The organism is Micromonospora globbae (assembly GCF_003610785.1).
In the GTDB taxonomy this organism is placed as follows: Bacteria; Actinomycetota; Actinomycetes; order Mycobacteriales; family Micromonosporaceae; genus Micromonospora; species Micromonospora globbae.
Map to the genome: position 1 here is coordinate 150262 of NZ_RAQQ01000001.1, position 17288 is coordinate 167549.

The 17288-nt window shown below is 74.1% G+C and carries 14 protein-coding genes and 1 riboswitch; of the genes, 7 read left to right on the forward strand and 7 right to left on the reverse strand.

Features of this window, described 5'->3' with window-relative positions; translation table 11 throughout:
- Positions 1-64: 64 nt before the first annotated feature.
- Complete coding sequence (locus D7I43_RS00655) at positions 65-2119, forward strand: glycosyl hydrolase family 28-related protein (protein ID WP_120326370.1); 2055 nt, start codon at positions 65-67, stop codon at positions 2117-2119.
- 116 nt (positions 2120-2235) lie between these two features.
- Here the strand turns inward: D7I43_RS00655 and D7I43_RS00660 are convergent, their stop codons facing one another.
- Positions 2236-3810, reverse strand: coding sequence for a Na+/H+ antiporter (locus D7I43_RS00660; RefSeq protein ID WP_192902035.1), 1575 nt, complete (start codon positions 3808-3810; stop codon positions 2236-2238).
- A 245-nt stretch (positions 3811-4055) separates the two neighbouring features.
- On the opposite strand from D7I43_RS00660, the gene D7I43_RS00665 reads away from it, so the two are divergent.
- Positions 4056-6215, forward strand: coding sequence for an amylo-alpha-1,6-glucosidase (locus tag D7I43_RS00665; RefSeq protein ID WP_240032724.1), 2160 nt, complete (start codon positions 4056-4058; stop codon positions 6213-6215).
- A 105-nt stretch (positions 6216-6320) separates the two neighbouring features.
- Here the strand turns inward: D7I43_RS00665 and D7I43_RS00670 are convergent, their stop codons facing one another.
- Complete coding sequence (locus D7I43_RS00670) at positions 6321-7586, reverse strand: MFS transporter (RefSeq protein ID WP_120326371.1); 1266 nt, start codon at positions 7584-7586, stop codon at positions 6321-6323.
- A 37-nt stretch (positions 7587-7623) separates the two neighbouring features.
- Here D7I43_RS00670 and D7I43_RS00675 point away from each other — a divergent pair, with 37 nt between their 5' ends.
- On the forward strand, positions 7624-8676 hold the full coding sequence (locus D7I43_RS00675) for a LacI family DNA-binding transcriptional regulator (RefSeq protein WP_204985112.1): 1053 nt from the start codon (positions 7624-7626) through the stop codon (positions 8674-8676).
- Between the two features lie 19 nt (positions 8677-8695).
- Here D7I43_RS00675 and D7I43_RS00680 read toward each other — a convergent pair whose 3' ends face one another.
- Together D7I43_RS00680 and D7I43_RS00685 are read right to left on the reverse strand one after the other, a co-directional pair.
- Positions 8696-9133, reverse strand: coding sequence for a nuclear transport factor 2 family protein (locus D7I43_RS00680; RefSeq protein WP_120326372.1), 438 nt, complete (start codon positions 9131-9133; stop codon positions 8696-8698).
- 90 nt (positions 9134-9223) lie between these two features.
- Positions 9224-9631, reverse strand: coding sequence for a ChaB family protein (locus tag D7I43_RS00685; RefSeq protein ID WP_120326679.1), 408 nt, complete (start codon positions 9629-9631; stop codon positions 9224-9226).
- A gap of 288 nt (positions 9632-9919) precedes the next feature.
- Positions 9920-10032: riboswitch (SAM riboswitch) on the forward strand.
- Positions 10033-10320: 288 nt separating this feature from the next.
- Between D7I43_RS00685 and D7I43_RS00690 the strand changes: the two genes are divergently transcribed.
- From D7I43_RS00690 to D7I43_RS00700, 3 genes are read left to right on the forward strand one after another with little or no spacing between them, the layout of a single operon-like run.
- Positions 10321-11193, forward strand: coding sequence for an ABC transporter substrate-binding protein (locus D7I43_RS00690; RefSeq protein WP_120326373.1), 873 nt, complete (start codon positions 10321-10323; stop codon positions 11191-11193).
- A 40-nt stretch (positions 11194-11233) separates the two neighbouring features.
- On the forward strand, positions 11234-12013 hold the full coding sequence (locus tag D7I43_RS00695) for an amino acid ABC transporter permease (protein WP_120326374.1): 780 nt from the start codon (positions 11234-11236) through the stop codon (positions 12011-12013).
- A 2-nt stretch (positions 12014-12015) separates the two neighbouring features.
- Positions 12016-12753 carry an amino acid ABC transporter ATP-binding protein gene (locus tag D7I43_RS00700; RefSeq protein ID WP_120326680.1) on the forward strand — a complete coding sequence of 246 codons (738 nt, stop codon included), beginning with the start codon at positions 12016-12018 and terminating at the stop codon, positions 12751-12753.
- 8 nt (positions 12754-12761) lie between these two features.
- Here the strand turns inward: D7I43_RS00700 and D7I43_RS00705 are convergent, their stop codons facing one another.
- The 3 genes from D7I43_RS00705 to D7I43_RS00715 form a co-directional block, all read right to left on the reverse strand.
- Positions 12762-13583, reverse strand: a complete 822-nt coding sequence (locus D7I43_RS00705; RefSeq protein WP_204985129.1) for a sugar phosphate isomerase/epimerase family protein — start codon at positions 13581-13583, stop codon at positions 12762-12764.
- Positions 13584-13675: 92 nt separating this feature from the next.
- Positions 13676-14839, reverse strand: coding sequence for a dihydrodipicolinate synthase family protein (locus D7I43_RS00710; protein WP_120326375.1), 1164 nt, complete (start codon positions 14837-14839; stop codon positions 13676-13678).
- Positions 14836-15987, reverse strand: coding sequence for a Gfo/Idh/MocA family protein (locus D7I43_RS00715; RefSeq protein ID WP_120326376.1), 1152 nt, complete (start codon positions 15985-15987; stop codon positions 14836-14838). The genes D7I43_RS00710 and D7I43_RS00715 overlap by 4 nt, the downstream gene beginning before the upstream one ends.
- Positions 15988-16196: 209 nt before the next feature.
- Between D7I43_RS00715 and D7I43_RS00720 the strand changes: the two genes are divergently transcribed.
- The gene (locus D7I43_RS00720) at positions 16197-17225 is read left to right on the forward strand and encodes a LacI family DNA-binding transcriptional regulator (protein ID WP_120326377.1); all 1029 of its coding nucleotides are present in this window, start codon (positions 16197-16199) and stop codon (positions 17223-17225) included.
- The last annotated feature ends 63 nt before the right edge of the window (positions 17226-17288 follow it).

Here is a 17288-nt window from a genome sequence, read left to right on the forward strand (position 1 = left end):
CCCCGGCCGCCGGCACGCCGGCCGCCGGGCGCACCACACACCACCGACCAGAGATGAGCCGCCCATGAACCGGACCCACCGCGCGGTACGGCCGCGCACCCGCGCGCGACGCCGGGCCGTCGCCGCCGTGACGGCGCTGGCCACCGCGCTCGGCGTCCTCGCCGGCGCACCCGCCGGGGCCGCCACGCGCGGCGCCGACCCCGACGGCCACGGCGGCGCCCGCCCCGTGGTGACCCGGGCCGCCCTCGATCCGGCGCTGGTCGCCGGCCGGGGTGCGCGGGTCGCCTTCGAAGAGCAGGAGGCGGAGAACGCGGCCACGAACGGCGAGGTCATCGGCCCGGACCGGACCGCGTACACGCTCCCCTCGGAGGCCTCCGGCCGGCGGGCCATCCGGCTGACCCCCGGCCGGTACGTCGAGTTCACGCTCCCCGCCGCGGCCAACGCGATCACCGTCCGGTACAGCATTCCCGACGCGCCCGGGGGCGGCGGCATCACGGCCCCGCTGGACGTGTCGGCGAACGGCAAGCGGATCCGGACCATGACGCTCACGTCGCAGTACGCGTGGCTCTACAACCAGTACCCGTTCACCAACGACCCGGACGCCGACCTGCTGCACCCCGACTGGTGGATCACCGAGTGCTCCTGCGTCCCCGCCCAGACCACCCCGTACCCCAGCATCCAGAAGCCGTTCCGGCCCAGCCACTTCTACGACGAGCAGCGCCTGCTGCTCGGCCGCACGTACCGGGCCGGTGACCGGATCCGGCTCACCGCGCCGAGCCGCACCAACGCCGCCTGGACCGTCATCGACCTGCTCGACTCCGAACTCGTCGGCCCGCCGCGGATCCGGTCCCGCGCCGCGAACGTGCTGGCCTTCGGCGCCGACCCGACCGGGCGGCGGGACTCCGCCCCCGCGATCGAGCGGGCCATCGTCGCCGCCCGGCGCACCGGGCTGCCCGTCTATCTGCCGCCGGGCACCTACCAGGTGAACCGGCACATCATCGTGGACGACGTGACGATCGAGGGGGCCGGCAACTGGTACACGATCGTCAGGGGCCGCGAGGTGGCGTTGCCCGAGCCGGCGCCGGACGGGTCGGTGCACACGGGCGTCGGCTTCTACGGCCGGGACGCGGCCGACGGCGGCAGCCGCAACGTCCACCTGTCCGGCTTCGCCATCGAGGGCGACGTCCGCGAGCGCGTCGACACCGACCAGGTCAACGGCATCGGCGGTGCCATGAGCGACTCGACGATCGACGGGCTCCACCTGCGCCACACCAAGGTGGGCATGTGGTTCGACGGGCCGATGCGCAACGTCCGCATCACCAACAACATCATCGTCGACCAGATCGCCGACGCGCTCAACTTCCACACCGGCGTGACCGACTCGCTCGTGGCCCACAACTTCGTCCGCAACACCGGCGACGACGGCCTCGCGATGTGGTCGGAGACGACCGCCAACGCGCGCAACACGTTCGCCCGCAACACCGTGCAGTCGCCGGTGCTCGCCAACGGCATCGCCGTCTACGGGGGCGCCGACAACACCGTCTCCGGCAACCTGATCGCCGACCCCGTGCGGGAGGGCAGCGGCATCCAGGTCGGGTCGCGCTTCGGTGCCGAACCGTTCACCGGGCACCTGCGCATCAGCGACAACACCATCGCCCGCGCCGGCACGTACGAGCTGAACTGGAACATCGGCCTCGGCGCCATCTGGTTCTACGCCCTCGACCGCAGCATCGACGCCCGCGTCGACGTGGTCGGCGACGCGTACCTCGACAGCACCTACAACGCGATCATGCTGGTCAGCGAGTGGGCGGTGAAGGACCTGTACTCGATCAGCAACGTCCACTTCCGCGACATCCGCGTGGACGGCACCGGCACCTCGGTCGTGAGCGCCCGCACGGCGGGCGCCGCGTCCTTCCGCAACGTCGACGCGCGCAACGTCGGCGCGGTCGGCGTGAACAACTGCGGGTCGTTCCACTTCACCCCGGAAGGCTCCGAGTTCCGCCTCACCGACCTCGGGGGCAACGACGGGGGCTGGCTCGCCGACTGGCAGCTGCCCAACACGATCACCTGCGACGACCGCCCGCCGGTCGTACCGCCCCCACCGCCGTCCCGGTGGTGAGGTCGGGCGCCGCCGGCACCTCCGGGCGCCGGCGGCGCCCCGGCGTCACGCCGTCCGTGGGCTGCCCCCACCGGTCACGGCGACCGCCCACCGCACGCTGCGTGGCGGCCCGCGCGCTACTCCGGCACGCTCGGGCCCAGCAACCGGATCTCCTCGATGTCCAGGGCCGCCTGGAGTTCACGCAGCACGACGTCGTCGATCTCGTTGGCGTCCCGCATCCGGGTGATCTCCCGGCGTTTGTGCTCGAGCACGCCCAGCCGCAGCTGGCGCTCGATCTCCCGGGCGCGCGGCGCGCCCTCCTCGCTCTCGGCGGCCCGGATGTCGGCCAGGAGCGCCTCGTAGTCGGTCCGGACGCGGCTCACCACGTCCTCGTCGGCGCCGACCTCGGCCGCGATGTCGGGCAGGGCCGCCAGGCCCGCCTGCCCGGCGCGCACGCGGGCCCGCCGCGCCTCGTCGACGCGCTGCTGGTCGCCCATCAGGCCGGCCCACCGCACGATCAGCGGCAGGGTGGTGCCCTGCACGAGCATGATCGACAAGATCGCCACTGCGGTGCAGAAGATGATGAGGTCGCGCTCCTCGACGGGGTGGCCGTCCGCGTGCAGGGGCACCGCCAGCGCCGCGGCGAGCGAGACCGCGCCGCGGAAGCCGGTCCAGCTCGCGACCAGGCGGACCCGCCACGTCGCCCGGGCCGCACGTTGGGCGCTGCGGCGGTCGACCGCCCGGTAGACGTAGGCGAAGAGCATGATCCAGGCCGTCCGGGTCAGCACCACCACCAGCGTCACCACCGCGGCGATGACCACGGCGCGGCCGATCGAGACGCTGGTGACGCTGCGGACCGCGCGGGGGATCTGCGTGCCGAGCAGCACGAAGAGACCACCGTTGATCAGGAACGTGGACAGCTCCCAGAAGTCGAACGCCAGCACCCGGGAGCGGGCCCGGATCACGCGCGGACCGGCGTAGGAGAGGACGAGCCCGGCCACCACCACCGCCAGTACGCCGCTGGCGTGCACGCTGTCGGCGAGGAGGAACGCCGCGAACGGGGTCAGCACGCTGAGCGCGCCCTCGGGCAGCGGGTCGTCGATGCGGCGGCGCACCAGCACCACGAGACCGCTCACCACGAGTCCGGCGGCGATGCCGCCGAGGAACGAGAGGGCGACCTCCCCGGTGAGTTCGAGCGGCCCCGGCACGGAACCGCTGGCGAGCAGGCCGAGCGTGACGGAGAAGAGCACGAGCGCCGTACCGTCGTTGATCAGGCTCTCGGCGTGCAGGGTGGTGAGGAGCCGCCGGGGCATCCGCTTGGCCAGGCCGGAGACGGCCGCCGCGTCGGTCGGGGCGAGCACGGCGCCGAGCACCCAGGCCGGCGCCGGGTCGACGCCGAACGCCTGGGCGGTCAGCGACACGGTGACCATCGTGAGCACCACCAGCACCACCGCGAGCAGGCCGATGATCAGCAGGTTGGCGCGGATCTCCCGCAGGCTCGTGGTGAGCGCCTCCCGGTAGAGGATGGCCGGCAGGAACAGCAGCAGCACCACCTCGGGTTCCAGTTGCACGTGCGACAGCGGCGGGAGCAGCCCCAGCAGGGCGCCCATGCCGATGAGCAGGACCGGCGGCGCCACCCGGTAGCGGCCGCCGAGGGTGGTGCCGACCAGCACCGTGACGGCCAGCAGCACGAGCAGCAGCAGACCTTCCACCTCGCACCCCCCGCCGTCGCCGCGGTCGACCTCCCGCCACCACTGTCGCCGCTCGCGGCGGCGGCCGGAGGCGGAACGGGCGCAGCGCCGGGCGGATCACCGGTGCCGGGGAGTCCGCCGTCACCGCCGGACCGTCCACGCCACGCCCGGCCTCGCCGCTCGTGTTCGTCGATGCCGACGCGCGGCCGACCGGCGCGTGCGTAGGGTCGGCGGTGACGGGTCCGGTTCGCGCGCTCGGGGGGCACGTGACGGCTGGGGAGCGACGACGCACGCCGGCCCGGCCGTGGCCGGAGCGGGAGCCGGACGGCCGGGTGAGCAGCGGCGCCTGCCGGGAGCTGCCGCCCGAGCTGGGGCCGGACGCCGTCGGCGTCCTCGAGGGCCGGACGTTCATGTTCTCGAACGCGGCGGGCGACGTGCCGAAGGGTTCCATCGGCGGTCTCGTGCACGACGACACGCGGTTCCTCGACCAGTGGGAACTCACCATCGGCGACGCTCCGCTGCTCGTGCTCGGCTCGGGAACCGTCGACCCGTTCTCCGCCGCGTTCTTCCTCGCCAACGCCGACCTGCCCGGCCTGCCGCCGAACCGGGTGGGCGTCCGGCGCCAACGGTTCGTGGGCGACGGCCTGTACGAGCGGATCGAGCTGCGCTACTTCGGGCTCGAGCCGGTCGAGTTCCGGCTGCGCCTCGCCGTCGGCACCGACTTCGCGGACCTGTTCGAGATCAAGGAGTCCGGGCGGGACCGGTCGGCCGAGATCCTCCGCCGCCACGAGAGCGACGGTTCCGGCCTCTCCTTCGGCTACCGCAACGGCGCCTACTCCACCATGGTCCGGGTGGAGGCCGACCCGGCCGCGCACGAGGTCGACGGCGACTCGCTGGTCTGGCACCTGCGGCTGGCGCGGGGGCAGGCGTGGCGGTGCGAGCTGAGGGTCCCCCTGCGCTGCGGGGACGAGCGGATGATGCCGGTGGCCCGCAGCTTCGGTGACGTCTTCGAGCGCGCCCCGGAGGAACCCGCCGCCCGCTGGCTCGCGGCGGTGCCCCGGTTGGTCACCGCGTCGGACCGGCTGGCCGCCGTCTACCTCAAGTCCGCGGCCGACCTGACGTCGATGCGCCTCGAGAAGCGCATCCGCGGCGAATCCGTCGTGCTGCACGCCGCTGGACTGCCCTGGTTCATGACCGTGTTCGGCCGGGACACGCTGATCACGGGCTACCAGACGATCGCCTTCGGCGCGGCGATGGCCCGCGGCGCGCTGCTGGTGCTCGCCGACCACCAGGCGCGCGACCACGACGACTTCACCGACCGCGAGCCGGGGAAGATCTTCCACGAGTACCGCTCGGGCGAGCTGACCCAACTGGGGCTCAAGCCGTACCAGCCCTACTACGGCGGCGCCGACACCACCCCGCTCTGGCTCGTGGTGCTCTCCGAGTACTGGCGGTGGACCGGCGACGACGAACTGGTGCGGCGGCTGCGGCCGAACGCCGAGGCCGCGCTGCGGTGGATCGACGAGTTCGGGGACCTGCACGGCAGCGGATACGTCGGCTACGCGACCCGCTCCCGGGAGGGGTTGGGCAACCAGTGCTGGCACGACTCGCCCGACGGTGTGCAGTTCGCCGACGGCACCATCCCGGTGCTCCCGATCGCCACCTGCGAGACGCAGGGCTACACGTACGACGCCAAGCTGCGCATGGCGGAACTGGCCGACGGGCCGTGGCGGGACCCGGCGCTGGCGGGACGGCTGCGCGCCGAGGCCACGGCGCTGCGGGACCGGTTCAACCGCGACTTCTGGCTGCCCGAGCGGGGCGGCTACTACGCCGTCGGGCTGGACGGCGACGGGCGCCCCATCGACTCGATGACGTCGAACATGGGGCACCTGCTGTGGAGCGGCATCGTGCCGCCGGAGCGGGCGGAGCTGGTGGCCGCCCAGCTGATGTCCGACGAGATGTTCTCCGGCTGGGGCGTCCGCACCCTCTCGACCGCCGACCGTGGCTACAACCCGATCGGGTACCACCTCGGCACGGTCTGGCCGCACGACAACGCCATCCTCGCCGCCGGTCTCGCCCGCTACGGCCGCCACGCCGACGCGCAGCGGATCGTCTCGGCGATGCTGGAGGCGTCGTCCTACTCCGAGCACCGGCTGCCCGAGGCGCTCTCCGGCTACGACCGCGCGTTCGGCCGGCGGCCGGTCCCCTACCCCACCGCGTGCAACCCCCAGGCGTGGGCCAGCGGGGCGCCGCTGCTGTTCCTGCGGACGCTGCTCGGGCTGGACGCGGTCGACGGCCGGCTCGTCGTCGATCCGCACCTGCCGGAGTCGTTCGGCACCGTGCGGCTGCTCGGCGTGCCCGCGGCCGGTCGCCGCTGGAACGTGCTCGCGGAGGGCACCCGGGGAGAGGTCCACCTCGCCGCCTGACCGGGCACACCCGGCAGACCGTGACACCACACCGGCGGTGCCCGACGCGGGCCCGCCTCGGCCGCGCCGACCGAGGTCCCGGCCACTGTGAGCGGCCCGGACCGGCTATGGCGCGTACTGGCCCATCCGATCGCGGACCGGGGGCGCCACCTCGTCGACCGTCACGCCGGTACGGCGGCCCAGGCCGCTGAGGCGCAGCAGCGCGGGAGTGAGGACGAACAGGCCGACCGCGAGGGCCGCGACCGCGACCAGGGCCCCGCGCAGTCCCACGGCGTCGGCCCACAGTCCGACGTAGACCGGACCGGCCAGGAACCCGAGGTAGGACACGGTCGTGACGACCGACGTCGCGCGGCCCCGGTGGGACTCGTCGACGTTCCGCGACACGATGCCGACGAGGGTGGGGAACAGCACGGCGGTTCCGGCAGCGGCCACCGCGAGACCCACCCCGGCGACGAGCAGCGTGGGTGCGACGGCGATGAGGGCCGTCCCGGCCGCGGCGGCCGACGCGCCGGCGAGGAGGACGGCGCGAGCGTGGGCGGCCTCGAGGCCACCGGTGGCGAACCGCGTGACCGCCACCGTGCCCGCGAAGACCGCGGGTGCGACGGCGCTGAGTCCCGGGCCGGAACCGAGCTCGTCGTGGGCGAAGACGGCGCTCCAACTCTGGTGGGCGTTCTCGGTGGCGAACGCGAGCGCGCCCAGCACGCCGACGAGCAGGAACGGGACGACCCTCCACCGGTCGGACGGCGCCGGATCCGCCCCGGTGCGGTGCTGCGGACCGGACGCCGGCTCCGCGGCCCGGTCGACGCCGGACGGCAACGTCCTGAGCAGGGCGGCGCCGGCGAGCAGTGAGAGAACGGCCACGGCGGTGAACGGGACCGCGAGCGGCAGCGACGCGGCCGATGCCACGCCGGTGGCGAGACTCGCGAGGACCACGAGGCTGGAGAAGACACCGTGGGCGCGGGTGATGACAGGACGACGGGCGGTCTGCTCGGCGCGTCCGGCGACCGCGTTCATGGCTACGTCGGCGGCTCCGCTGACCGCGCCGACGACGGCCAGCCCCACGCACAGGCTCGCCAGGTTCACCGCGGTGAGCGCCAGCCCGGCGCCGACGACGCCGAGGGCCCCGACGAGCACGGCCGCCACCCGCAGCCCCCATCGGTCGAGGGCCCTGCCCGCGGCCAGCATCGCGGGAAGGGCGCCGGCGCCCACGAACAACAGCGCGAGGCCGAGCTGACCGTCACCGATGCCCGCCTGGTGCTGGACCCTGGGCACGGAGGCACCCCAGACCCCCCAGAAGGAACCGAAGGCGGCGAAGGCCACGAGCGCCGCGACGATCAGGTGGCGCGGCGGGCCGCTGGGTGTCCGTGTCATCTGTGTAACGATACACATGCTCGGCTAGGCTGGCATCGTGGAATCACCCGTCGGCTCGAAGCGGGTGACCCTCGCGCAGGTGGCCGAACTGGCCGGCGTGTCGGTCATGACCGCCTCCTACACGTACAACCAGCCGAGCCGGGTGTCGGAGCGGTCCCGGTCCAAGGTGCTCGCCGCAGCGGCCCAGCTCGGGTACGCCGGCCCCGACCCGAGTGCCCGGTCGCTGCGCCGGGGCAGCACCCGCACGCTGGGTGTCGTGATGGGCGAGCACCTGAGCTACGCGTTCGAGGATCCGGAGGCGGTGTCCTTCCTCGCGGGGATCGCCGGTGTCTGCGCCGACCGCGGCTACGGCATGACGATCCTGCCGATCACCGGCGCCGCCGATGACGTCCTGCGCGTCACGGGCGCCGCCGTCGACGGCTTCATCGTGTGGACCACGTCGGACGACGATCCGGTCCTGGCAGCCGTCCGGGCGACGAAGCGTCCTGCCGTTGTCCACGGTGGGCCGGCGGTCCCCGGGTTGGGCCTGGTGAGCATCGACAACCGGGCGGCGGCGTGCGCGGTCGGCGCCGTCGCCTTCGCGGGTGCCACCCGTCCGGCGGTGCTGAGTTTCCCGCTCTCCCGCGAGCGGATCAGCACGATCACCCACGGCTCGGGCATCGCCGATGTCCTCTTTCCGGTGACGCGTGAGCGTCTGGAGGGCTACCGGCAGGCGGCCGAGGAGGCCGGCATCGCGTGGCGGGACGTCGTCGTCGCGGTGTGCTCGCGCAACGACGCGGCCGACGCCGAGCGGACCGCCGCGACCCTGCTGGCGTCGGCCGAGCCGCCCGACGCGATCGTCGCGATGAGCGACCAACAGGCGGCCGGCGTCCTCCGCGCGGCCCGGGCCGCCGGTCGCGCCGTCCCCCACGAGGTGGCGGTGACCGGGTGGGACGACTCGGCGTTGGCCGCACAGCTCGGACTGACGACCGTCGCGCAATCCCTGCGCGAGCAGGGAGCGGCCTGTGCGCAGGCCGCACTGGGTGGGCGGACGCCGGTATCCCGGACCGCGCCCTGGTCCGTCGTCCGCCGAGGCAGCACCCGCCCGTGATCGGCGGCGCCACCGCGGCCTACGGCTCGACAGCGCCCTCCACGGCGTCGACGTCGATCCGCCAGAGGTCGTTGAAGGCGATGCTGTCGAAGAAGGCGGTGGCGTCGACGACCTTGCCGTCGCGGAAGGTCAGGAACCAGGCGTACGTGTTGGCGTACGTGGCGCCGGTGACGGTCACCCCGGCGCCGTCCCAGAGCACCACGACCGTGCCGGCGTCGGCGTCCTCGTAGATCGCCCGGACGGTCACCGGGCGGAACGGCGTGTCCGTGCCGAACCGCGCGTTGAACGGCCGCAGCACCTCGCTCACGAACTCCTCGGCCGTGTGGTACGTCCGCGCCGCCGCCGAGTTGCCGACGATCTCCCAGCGCATGTCGGGGGCGAAGATGTCCGTGATGCCGCCGGTGCCCGCGGACCAGTCCGCGAAGGCGCGGGCGACGATGTCCCGGTTGGCCGTCATGGCGACCACCTCCCTGCCCGCCGCCGCCCGGCGGGCCCGCCGGCATCATCCCACCGCCGCGCCCGCCCGGAATCCGACCGGCGGGCGGTGTCAGCTCCGCCGGCGGGCGCGGGACGTGGCCCGGGCGTTGGCCTTCTCGATGGCCCGGACGAGATCGTCCTTCGCCATGTCCTGCGGACGCGCGATGCCGACCTTCCGGGCCACCTCGTCGAGGTGGCCCTTGCTGGCGTTGGCGTCCACGCCCTGCGCGGTGTCCCGGGGCCGCGAACTGGACGCGGGGGTGCCCAGCTCGGCCTGCGGGTCGGACGGGCCGGGGTGCTCCTTGGGCTCCCAGTGGTCGCCCACCTTCTCGTGGGTGTGCTTCAGCGAGGCGAAGGCCGTGCGGTGGGCCCGCTCCCCGTCGCCGTAGGTCTCCTCGGCCGACTCGAGCGTCTTCTTGTACGTCCGCACCGCCTTGTCGTCGGAGCGGGCGACGGTCGAGGGCACGTCCGGACGCATCCGTTCGGCCTGCTCGTGCTTGTCGGTCACGGCGCGCTCCTCCCCCGGCGGTGCTCGTGTCCGCCGGGTACCCGGTCCCGGCCGGACCACACCGGCGGACCGGGGCCGGACCGGGCGCCGCGCCGCCCGGTCCGGCGCCCGACCCTGCGCCGTCGCGCCCCGACAAGGCCGCCCGCCGCCCGGTCCCGCGGGACCCGACCCGGCGCCGTCGCGGCCCGACCGGCCGGCGCGTGAGGGTGGTCATATCGGCTGGACGACGCCCGGCGGTGGCCTGCTAGCCTCTGCGCAGGTCATGAGCGCCAGCGCGTAGCCCCGGCTTGCTGGCCGGCAACCCTCCTCCGCGGTGGGGTGCCCCGGGTGAGGACCGGGCACCGGAGCGACATCCGGTGCAAGCGTGGCCTGGTTCCCAGGTCAGCAACGACCCAGGAGAGCCAATGTCGTGTGAGCACACCATCCCGTCCGTCGGCCTCGGCGCGTCCGACGCGTCCGATCGCTGGCCGCTGTCGCCGCGTCTGACCCGGCGCCGACACGTCGACATGATGTGGGTGTGCAGCGCCGCCTGTCCGCGCGGCGCCCAGCGCTGACGGCGCCGCCTCCCGCCACACCGATCCGTCCAGCGGCCCACCCGTCGGGTGCGCCGTCGGCGGCGCACGCCCGTGCCCCGCCGTTGACCGACTCCGGAGACACCTGTGCGAATCCTTCCTGCCCTGACCCGGCTGGCCGCCCTCGGCGCGGCCGCGATCCTCGGCGCCGCCACCCTCACCGCCTGCGGCGACGGCTCCTCGTCCGGCGCCGCCGACAACCCGTACCACCTGCTCCAGCCCGGCGTGCTGCGCGCCGGCACGCTCACCGACGCCCCGCCGAACGTGTACCTGAAGGACGGCGAGTTCACCGGCTTCGACAACGACCTCCTGCGCGCGGTCGCTGGCAAGATCGGCCTGAAGGTCGAGTTCGTGGGCACCGACTTCTCCGCCCTGCTCTCGCAGGTCAACAACCGCAAGTTCGACGTGGGCAGCTCCTCGATCACCATCACCGAGGCGCGGAAGAAGACCGTCGACTTCGGCAACGGCTACGACTTCGGCTACTTCGGACTCGACGTGCCCGCCGGTTCCCCGATCCGCAGCTTCGACGAGCTGCCGGGCAAGCGTGTCGTCGTCGTGCAGGGCACCGTCCAGGACGACTACGCCACCAGCAAGGGCCTCGACCCCGTGCGGGTGCCCGACTACAACGGCGCGATCAACCAGCTCAAGGCCGGCACCGCGGACGCCTGGATCGCCCCGGCCGAGATCGGCGACAAGTCGGCCGCGGACAGCGGCGGGAAGATCGTCGTGGCCGCGAAGCTGCTGAGCCCCGCGCCGACCGCGTACGCGGTGGCGAAGGGGAACGACGCCCTGCGCGAGGCGCTCAACAAGGGCCTCGACGAGGTCATCGCCGACGGCACGTGGAGCCGGTTGCAGGCCCAGTACTACCCGGGCCGGCCGATCCCCGAGGACTTCAAGCCGGGCAGCGGCACGGTGGCGGTCCCCGCGGCGCCGAGCGCGTCGGCGTCGGCGGCGTCCTGACGGAAGAAGCGAACGAGCGGAGCGGTAGGAGACACGGCCGATGGATCCGTTGCGCACCCTGTGGGAGACCTTCTTCGACTGGGAGTCGATGCGCGAGGCGCTGCCCGAGATGCTCACCGTCGGGTTGCCCAACACGCTGATCCTCGCGGTCTCCGCCGCCCTGCTCGGCTCGGTGCTGGGCATGCTGCTGGCCATCGCGGGCATCTCCCGCACCCGGTGGCTGCGCTGGCCGGCCCGCGTCTACACCGACGTGTTCCGGGGGCTGCCGGCCGCCGCGACCATCCTGCTGATCGGCGTCGGCCTCGCGCCCCTCGGCATGCAGGTGTGGGGGCCGAACCCGTACCCGCTGGGCATCCTGGCGCTCTCCCTGATCGCCGCCGCCTACATCGGAGAGATCTTCCGCTCCGGCATCCAGTCGGTGGAGGCGGCCCAGTTGGAGGGCGCCCGGGCCCTGGGGTTCTCCTGGGGCGAGGCCATGCGGGTGGTCATCATCCCGCAGGGCGTACGCCGGGTCCTGCCGGCCTGGGTCAACCAGCTCATCGCGTTGATCAAGGACTCCAGCCTCGTCTACTTCCTCGGCCTGGTGGCCAGCCAGCGGGAGCTGTTCCGCATCGGGCAGGACTACGCCGCCACGACGGGCAACGAGTCGGCGCTGCTGCTGGCCGGGCTCTTCTACCTGGCGCTCACCGTGCCGTTGACCCACGTGGTCAACGCGATCGACCGGCGGCTGCGGCACGGGCGGCCCGCCGCCGGGCCGGCCGACGACATCGACGACACCGACCTGGCGCTGCCCGGCGCGGCGGGAGGGAACCAGCGATGAGCATCGACACCACCACGTCGGTCAGTTTGGGCGTGCGCGACGTCCACCTGGCCTTCGGCGCCAACCGGGTGCTGCGGGGCGTGGACCTCACCGTGGCGCGCGGCGCGACGGCGTGCGTCATCGGGCCGTCCGGCTCCGGCAAGTCGACGCTGCTGCGTACGATCAACCGCCTCATCGAGCCCGACCGCGGCGACGTGCTCCTCGATGGCCGCAGCGTGCTGGCCGACGACCCGGACGCCCTGCGGCAGCGGGTCGGCATGGTCTTCCAGCAGTTCAACCTGTTCCCGCACATGAGCGTCCTGCGCAACGTCACCCTGGCGTTGCGGCGGATCAAGAAGTTGCCCGAGGACGAGGCGGTGGCGATCGCGCGGGCCCAGCTGGAGCTGGTGGGCCTGGTTGGCAAGGCGGACGCCCGCCCGGGGCACCTGTCCGGCGGGCAGCAGCAGCGGGTGGCGATCGCCCGGGCGCTGGCGCTGCAACCGCAGGTGATGCTCTTCGACGAGGCGACCAGCGCCCTCGACCCGGAGCTGGTCAAGGGCGTGCTCGGCGTGATGGCCGACCTGGCCTCCGGCGGCATGACCATGGTGGTGGTCACCCACGAGATGGGCTTCGCGCGGCAGGTCGCCGACACGGTGGCCTTCATGGACCGCGGCGTGGTGCTGGAGGCCGGCGAGCCGGCCGCGATCTTCGAGACGCCGGAGCACCCCCGGCTGCGCCGCTTCCTGTCCCAGGTCCTCTGAGGGGCCGCTCAGTCGGGCAGGACGTGGGTGACGTACCGGCGCGCCAGCGTGGCCACCACCGCGTCCGGGTCGGCCGCCCACACCTCGGCGTTGAAGATCTCCACCTCGACGTCGCCGGCGTAGCCGGCCTGTTCGACGGCCCGGCGCAGCAGCGGGAAGTCGATGTGCCCGTCGCCCATCATGCCGCGCGAGAGCAGGGCGTCCGGCGGCAGCGGCGTGATCCAGTCGCAGACCTGGAAGCTCGCGACGCGGCCCCGGGCGCGCCGGATCTGGCCCAGCACGTCCGGGTCCCACCAGACGTGGAACGTGTCGACCACGACACCGACCTGCTCGGCGGGGAACCGCTCGGCGAGGTCGAGAGCCTGCCCGAGGGTGGACAGCACACCCCGGTCGGCGCAGAAGATCGGGTGCATCGGTTCCAGGGCCAGCCGTACGCCCCGGCCGGCCGCGTACGGCGCCAGCTCGGCGATGCCCTCGGCCATCCGCTCCCGCGCGCCGGCGAGGTCGCGCGATCCCTCGGGCAGGCCGCCGACCACCATGACGAGGCAGGCCGCGCCCAGCTCGGCGGCCTCGTCGACGGCGCGGCGGTTGTCGTCGAGCGCCCGCCGTCGCCGCGCCGGGTCGGCGGCCGTGAGGAACCCGCCCCGGCACAGCGAGGACACCCGCAGACCGGCGTCGGCCACGAGGCGGGCGGCGGCGGGCACCCCGATCGCCTGGACGGGTTCGCGCCAGAGCCCGATCGACGGCAGCCCGGCCCGGACACAGCCGGCGACCGCCTCGGCGACCGACCACCGGTCCGTGGTCTTCTGGTTCAGCGACAGCCGGGCCAGCCGCGGGTCGCCCGGACGCGGGGTGGGCACGGCGGCCGGCCGGCCCGACGGCACGTCCACGGCGACGTCGCCGGTCACCGCCGCGCCGCCGGTCACCGGGACACCCCCGCGACGTCGAGGAACGCGCGCAGCCGCGCCGCGGCGAGGTCGGGATCGGGCAGCAGCCGCGCGTCGTCGGCGAGCCGGGCCAGCTCGGCGAGGTGCACCACCGACCGGCCGCTCTGCAGGCCGCCCACCATGGTGAAGCCGGGCTGGTGGCCGCAGAGCCACGCGAGGAACGCGATGCCGGTCTTGTAGTACCAGGTCGGCGCGGTGAAGATGTGCCGGGCCAGCGGCACGGTCGGCGCGAGGACGGCGTCGTACCGCGCCGGGTCGCCCGCGTCGAGGGCCTGGAGCGCGGCCGAGGCGGCCGGCGCGATGGCCGCGAACACCCCGAGCAGGGCGTCGCTGTGGTGCACACCGTCGCCGCGGATCAGCTCCGGGTAGTGGAAGTCGTCGCCGGTGTAGAGGCGTACGCCGGACGGCAGCGCCGCCCGCAGCCCCCGCTCGTGCTCCGCGTCGAGCAGCGACACCTTCACCCCGTCGACCCGGCCTCGGTACCGGCCGATCAGGTCGAGGAGCGCCGCCGTGGCCGCCGGCACCTCGGGTGAGCCCCAGTAGCCGTGCAGCGCCGGGTCGAACATCGGCCCCAACCAGTGCAGGATCACCGGTCGGGACACCTGGTCGAGCAGCCGCCCGTACACCTTCGCGTAGTCCTCCGGGCCGCGGGCGATCCGCGCGAGCTGGCGGCTGGCCATGAGGATGACCTGCGCGCCGCTGGCCTCCACGACCTCGATCTGCTCGGCGTACGCGGCCGTCACGTCGTCGAGGGAGGCGAGGTCGGCCGGGGCGTGGTCGGTGCCCGCGCCGGCCGCGATGCGCCCGCCGACCGCGCGGGCCTCGGCCGCGCTGCGCGCGACGAGTTCCCGGGTGGTGGCCCAGTCCAGCCCCATGCCGCGCTGCGCGGTGTCCATGGCCTCGGCCACGCCCAGCCCGTACGACCACAGGTGCCGCCGGAACGCGAGGGTCGCCTCCCAGTCCACGGCGGCCGGCGCGCCGGGGGTGTTGTCGCCGAGCGGGTCGGCCACCACGTGCGCGGCGGCGAAGGCGACCCGGGAGGCGAGGGGCCGGGCCGGGCGCGGCCAGTCGGCGGGCCCGGAGAGCCGCCGCTCCTCCACCGTCCCGTCGGGACGCGGCAGGCGTACGACCGCGCTCACGCCGTCAGCTCCGGCAGCTCGACGCGGCGGCCCTCCCGCGACGAGCGCAGCCCGGCCTCGGCGAGCTGCACGCCGCGGGCGCCCGAGAGCAGGTCGTACGGGTTCGGCGCGTCCTCGACGACGTGCCGCACGAACTGTTCCCACTGGGCCTTGAAACCGTTCTCCAGCACGGCGTTGTCCGGCACCTCCTGCCACTGGTCGCGGAAGCGCTGGGTCTCCACGAGGTCCGGGTTCCACACCGGTTTCGGGGTGACGGCCCGGTGCTGCACCCGGCACCGGTGCAGCCCGGCCACCGCGCTGCCCTCGGTGCCGTCCACCTGGAACTCGACCAGCTCGTCCCGGTTGACCCGGACGGCCCACGAGGAGTTGACCTGCGCGACGATCCCGCCGTCGAGCTCGAAGATGGCGTACGCCGCGTCGTCGGCCGTGGCGTCGTAGCGGTGGCCCTGCTCGTCCCACCGGTGCGGGATGTGCGTGACGACCCGCGCCGTGACGGCCCGCACCCGGCCGAAGAGGTTCTCCAGCACGTAGTTCCAGTGCGGGAACATGTCCAGCGCGATGCCGCCGCCGTCCTGGGCGCGGTAGTTCCAGCTCGGACGCTGCGCGGGCTGCCAGTCGCCCTCGAAGACCCAGTAGCCGAACTCGCCGCGCACCGACAGAATCCGGCCGAAGAACCCGCCGTCGACGAGCCGCTTGAGCTTCACGAGGCCGGGCAGGTAGAGCTTGTCGTGCACCACCCCGTTCTTCACCCCGGCCCGGCGCGCGTGGCGGGCGAGGTCGAGCGCCCCGGTCAGCGACTCGGCGGTCGGCTTCTCGGTGTAGACGTGGCGGCCGGCGTCCATCGCCCGGATGAGCGACTTCTCGCGTACCTGGGTGACCTGGGAGTCGAAGTAGACCGGGTAGTCGGCGTCGGCCAGCGCGGCGTCCAGGTCGGTCGTCCATCGTGGGAGGTCGTGCCGCCGCGCGATCTCGCGCAGCTTGGTGGCGTTGCGGCCGACCAGCAGGGGTTCGAGTTGGACGCGGGTGCCGTCGGCGAGCGTCACACCGCCCTGCTCCCGGATGGCGAGGACGGATCGGACGAGGTGCTGCCGGTATCCCATCCGACCGGTCACCCCGTTCATCACCACGCCGAGCTTGCGACCGCCCATCGACGGACCTCCTTGGGAAAGCGCTTACCGGAACGGTATGGCAGAGCGCGCCGGGGGTGCAAGACCCGAGCCCGGCCGCCGCGACCCGGGCCGGAAACCCGGCGACGCGGGACGCGGAAGCGCAGGTCACCGACGTTTGACGCGCTGATCGGCGAGTTCCTAGGCTGGCGGCGGACGAATCCACACCGGCGTCTGCGGAAGGACCTGTCGTGACCGGTTCCGTCACGCTGCACGACGTGGCACGCCGCGCCGGCGTCTCCCTGGCCACCGCCTCCCGCGCCCTCAACGGCAGCGCCAACCGCGTGGTGGGTGAGGCGCTGCGCGAACGGGTGCTGCGCGCGGCGGCCGAGCTGCGCTACTCCCCCAACGCCCACGCCCAGGCGATGGCCCGCCGCCGCACCCGGATCATCGGCCTCTCCCTGCACGACATCGCCGACCCGTACTTCTCGGCCGTGGCGGCCGGGGTCATGCGCGAGGCCGAGACGCACGGCCTGCTGGTCACCATGGCGAGCACCGGCCACCGGCCGGGGGCCGAGACCGACTACGTGGGCGCGTTCCGGCGGCACTGGGCCACCGTGGTCATCGTGGTCGGCAGCCGCACCGACGACCGGGCCGCCACCGACCGGCTCGCCGAGGAACTCGCCGCGTTCGAGGCCGAGGGCGGGCGGGCCGTGGCCGTCAGCCAGCCCCGCCTGCCGGTGGACACCATCTCGATCGACAACCGGGCCGGCGCGCGCGACCTCGGCCACACGCTCCACGACCTCGGGCACCGGCGGTTCGCCGTGCTCGCCGGCCCCGCCGACCTGCTCACCGCCGCGGAACGGGTGGACGGCTTCCGCGAGGCGGTGGCCCACCGCGGCGGCCGCCTCGCCCCGGAGCACGTCGTGCCCGGGCCGTTCACCCGCGACGGCGGCTACGCGGCCATGCAGCGCCTGCTCGACGAGGAACCCGACGTCAGCTGCGTGTTCGCCGTCAACGACGTCATGGCCGTGGGCGCGATGGCGGCCCTCCGCGACCGGGGTGTCGACCTGCCCGCCGGGATGGCGGTCGCCGGGTTCGACGACATCGCGACCCTCCGGGACGTCAGCCCCGCGCTGACCACCGTGCGGATCCCGCTGGAGGAGATCGGCGCACTGGCCGTCCGGCTGGCCCTCGACGAGGGCGCCGACCGCCCCCGCCTGCGCCGGGTGGCCGGCGAGGTGGTCGTCCGCGCCAGCACGCCGCGCCTGCCGGCCTGACCCACCACCGCGCCCGCCGCCGGGATGGCGGGGAGCGGCGGACGTGCCGCCGCTCCCCTGCCC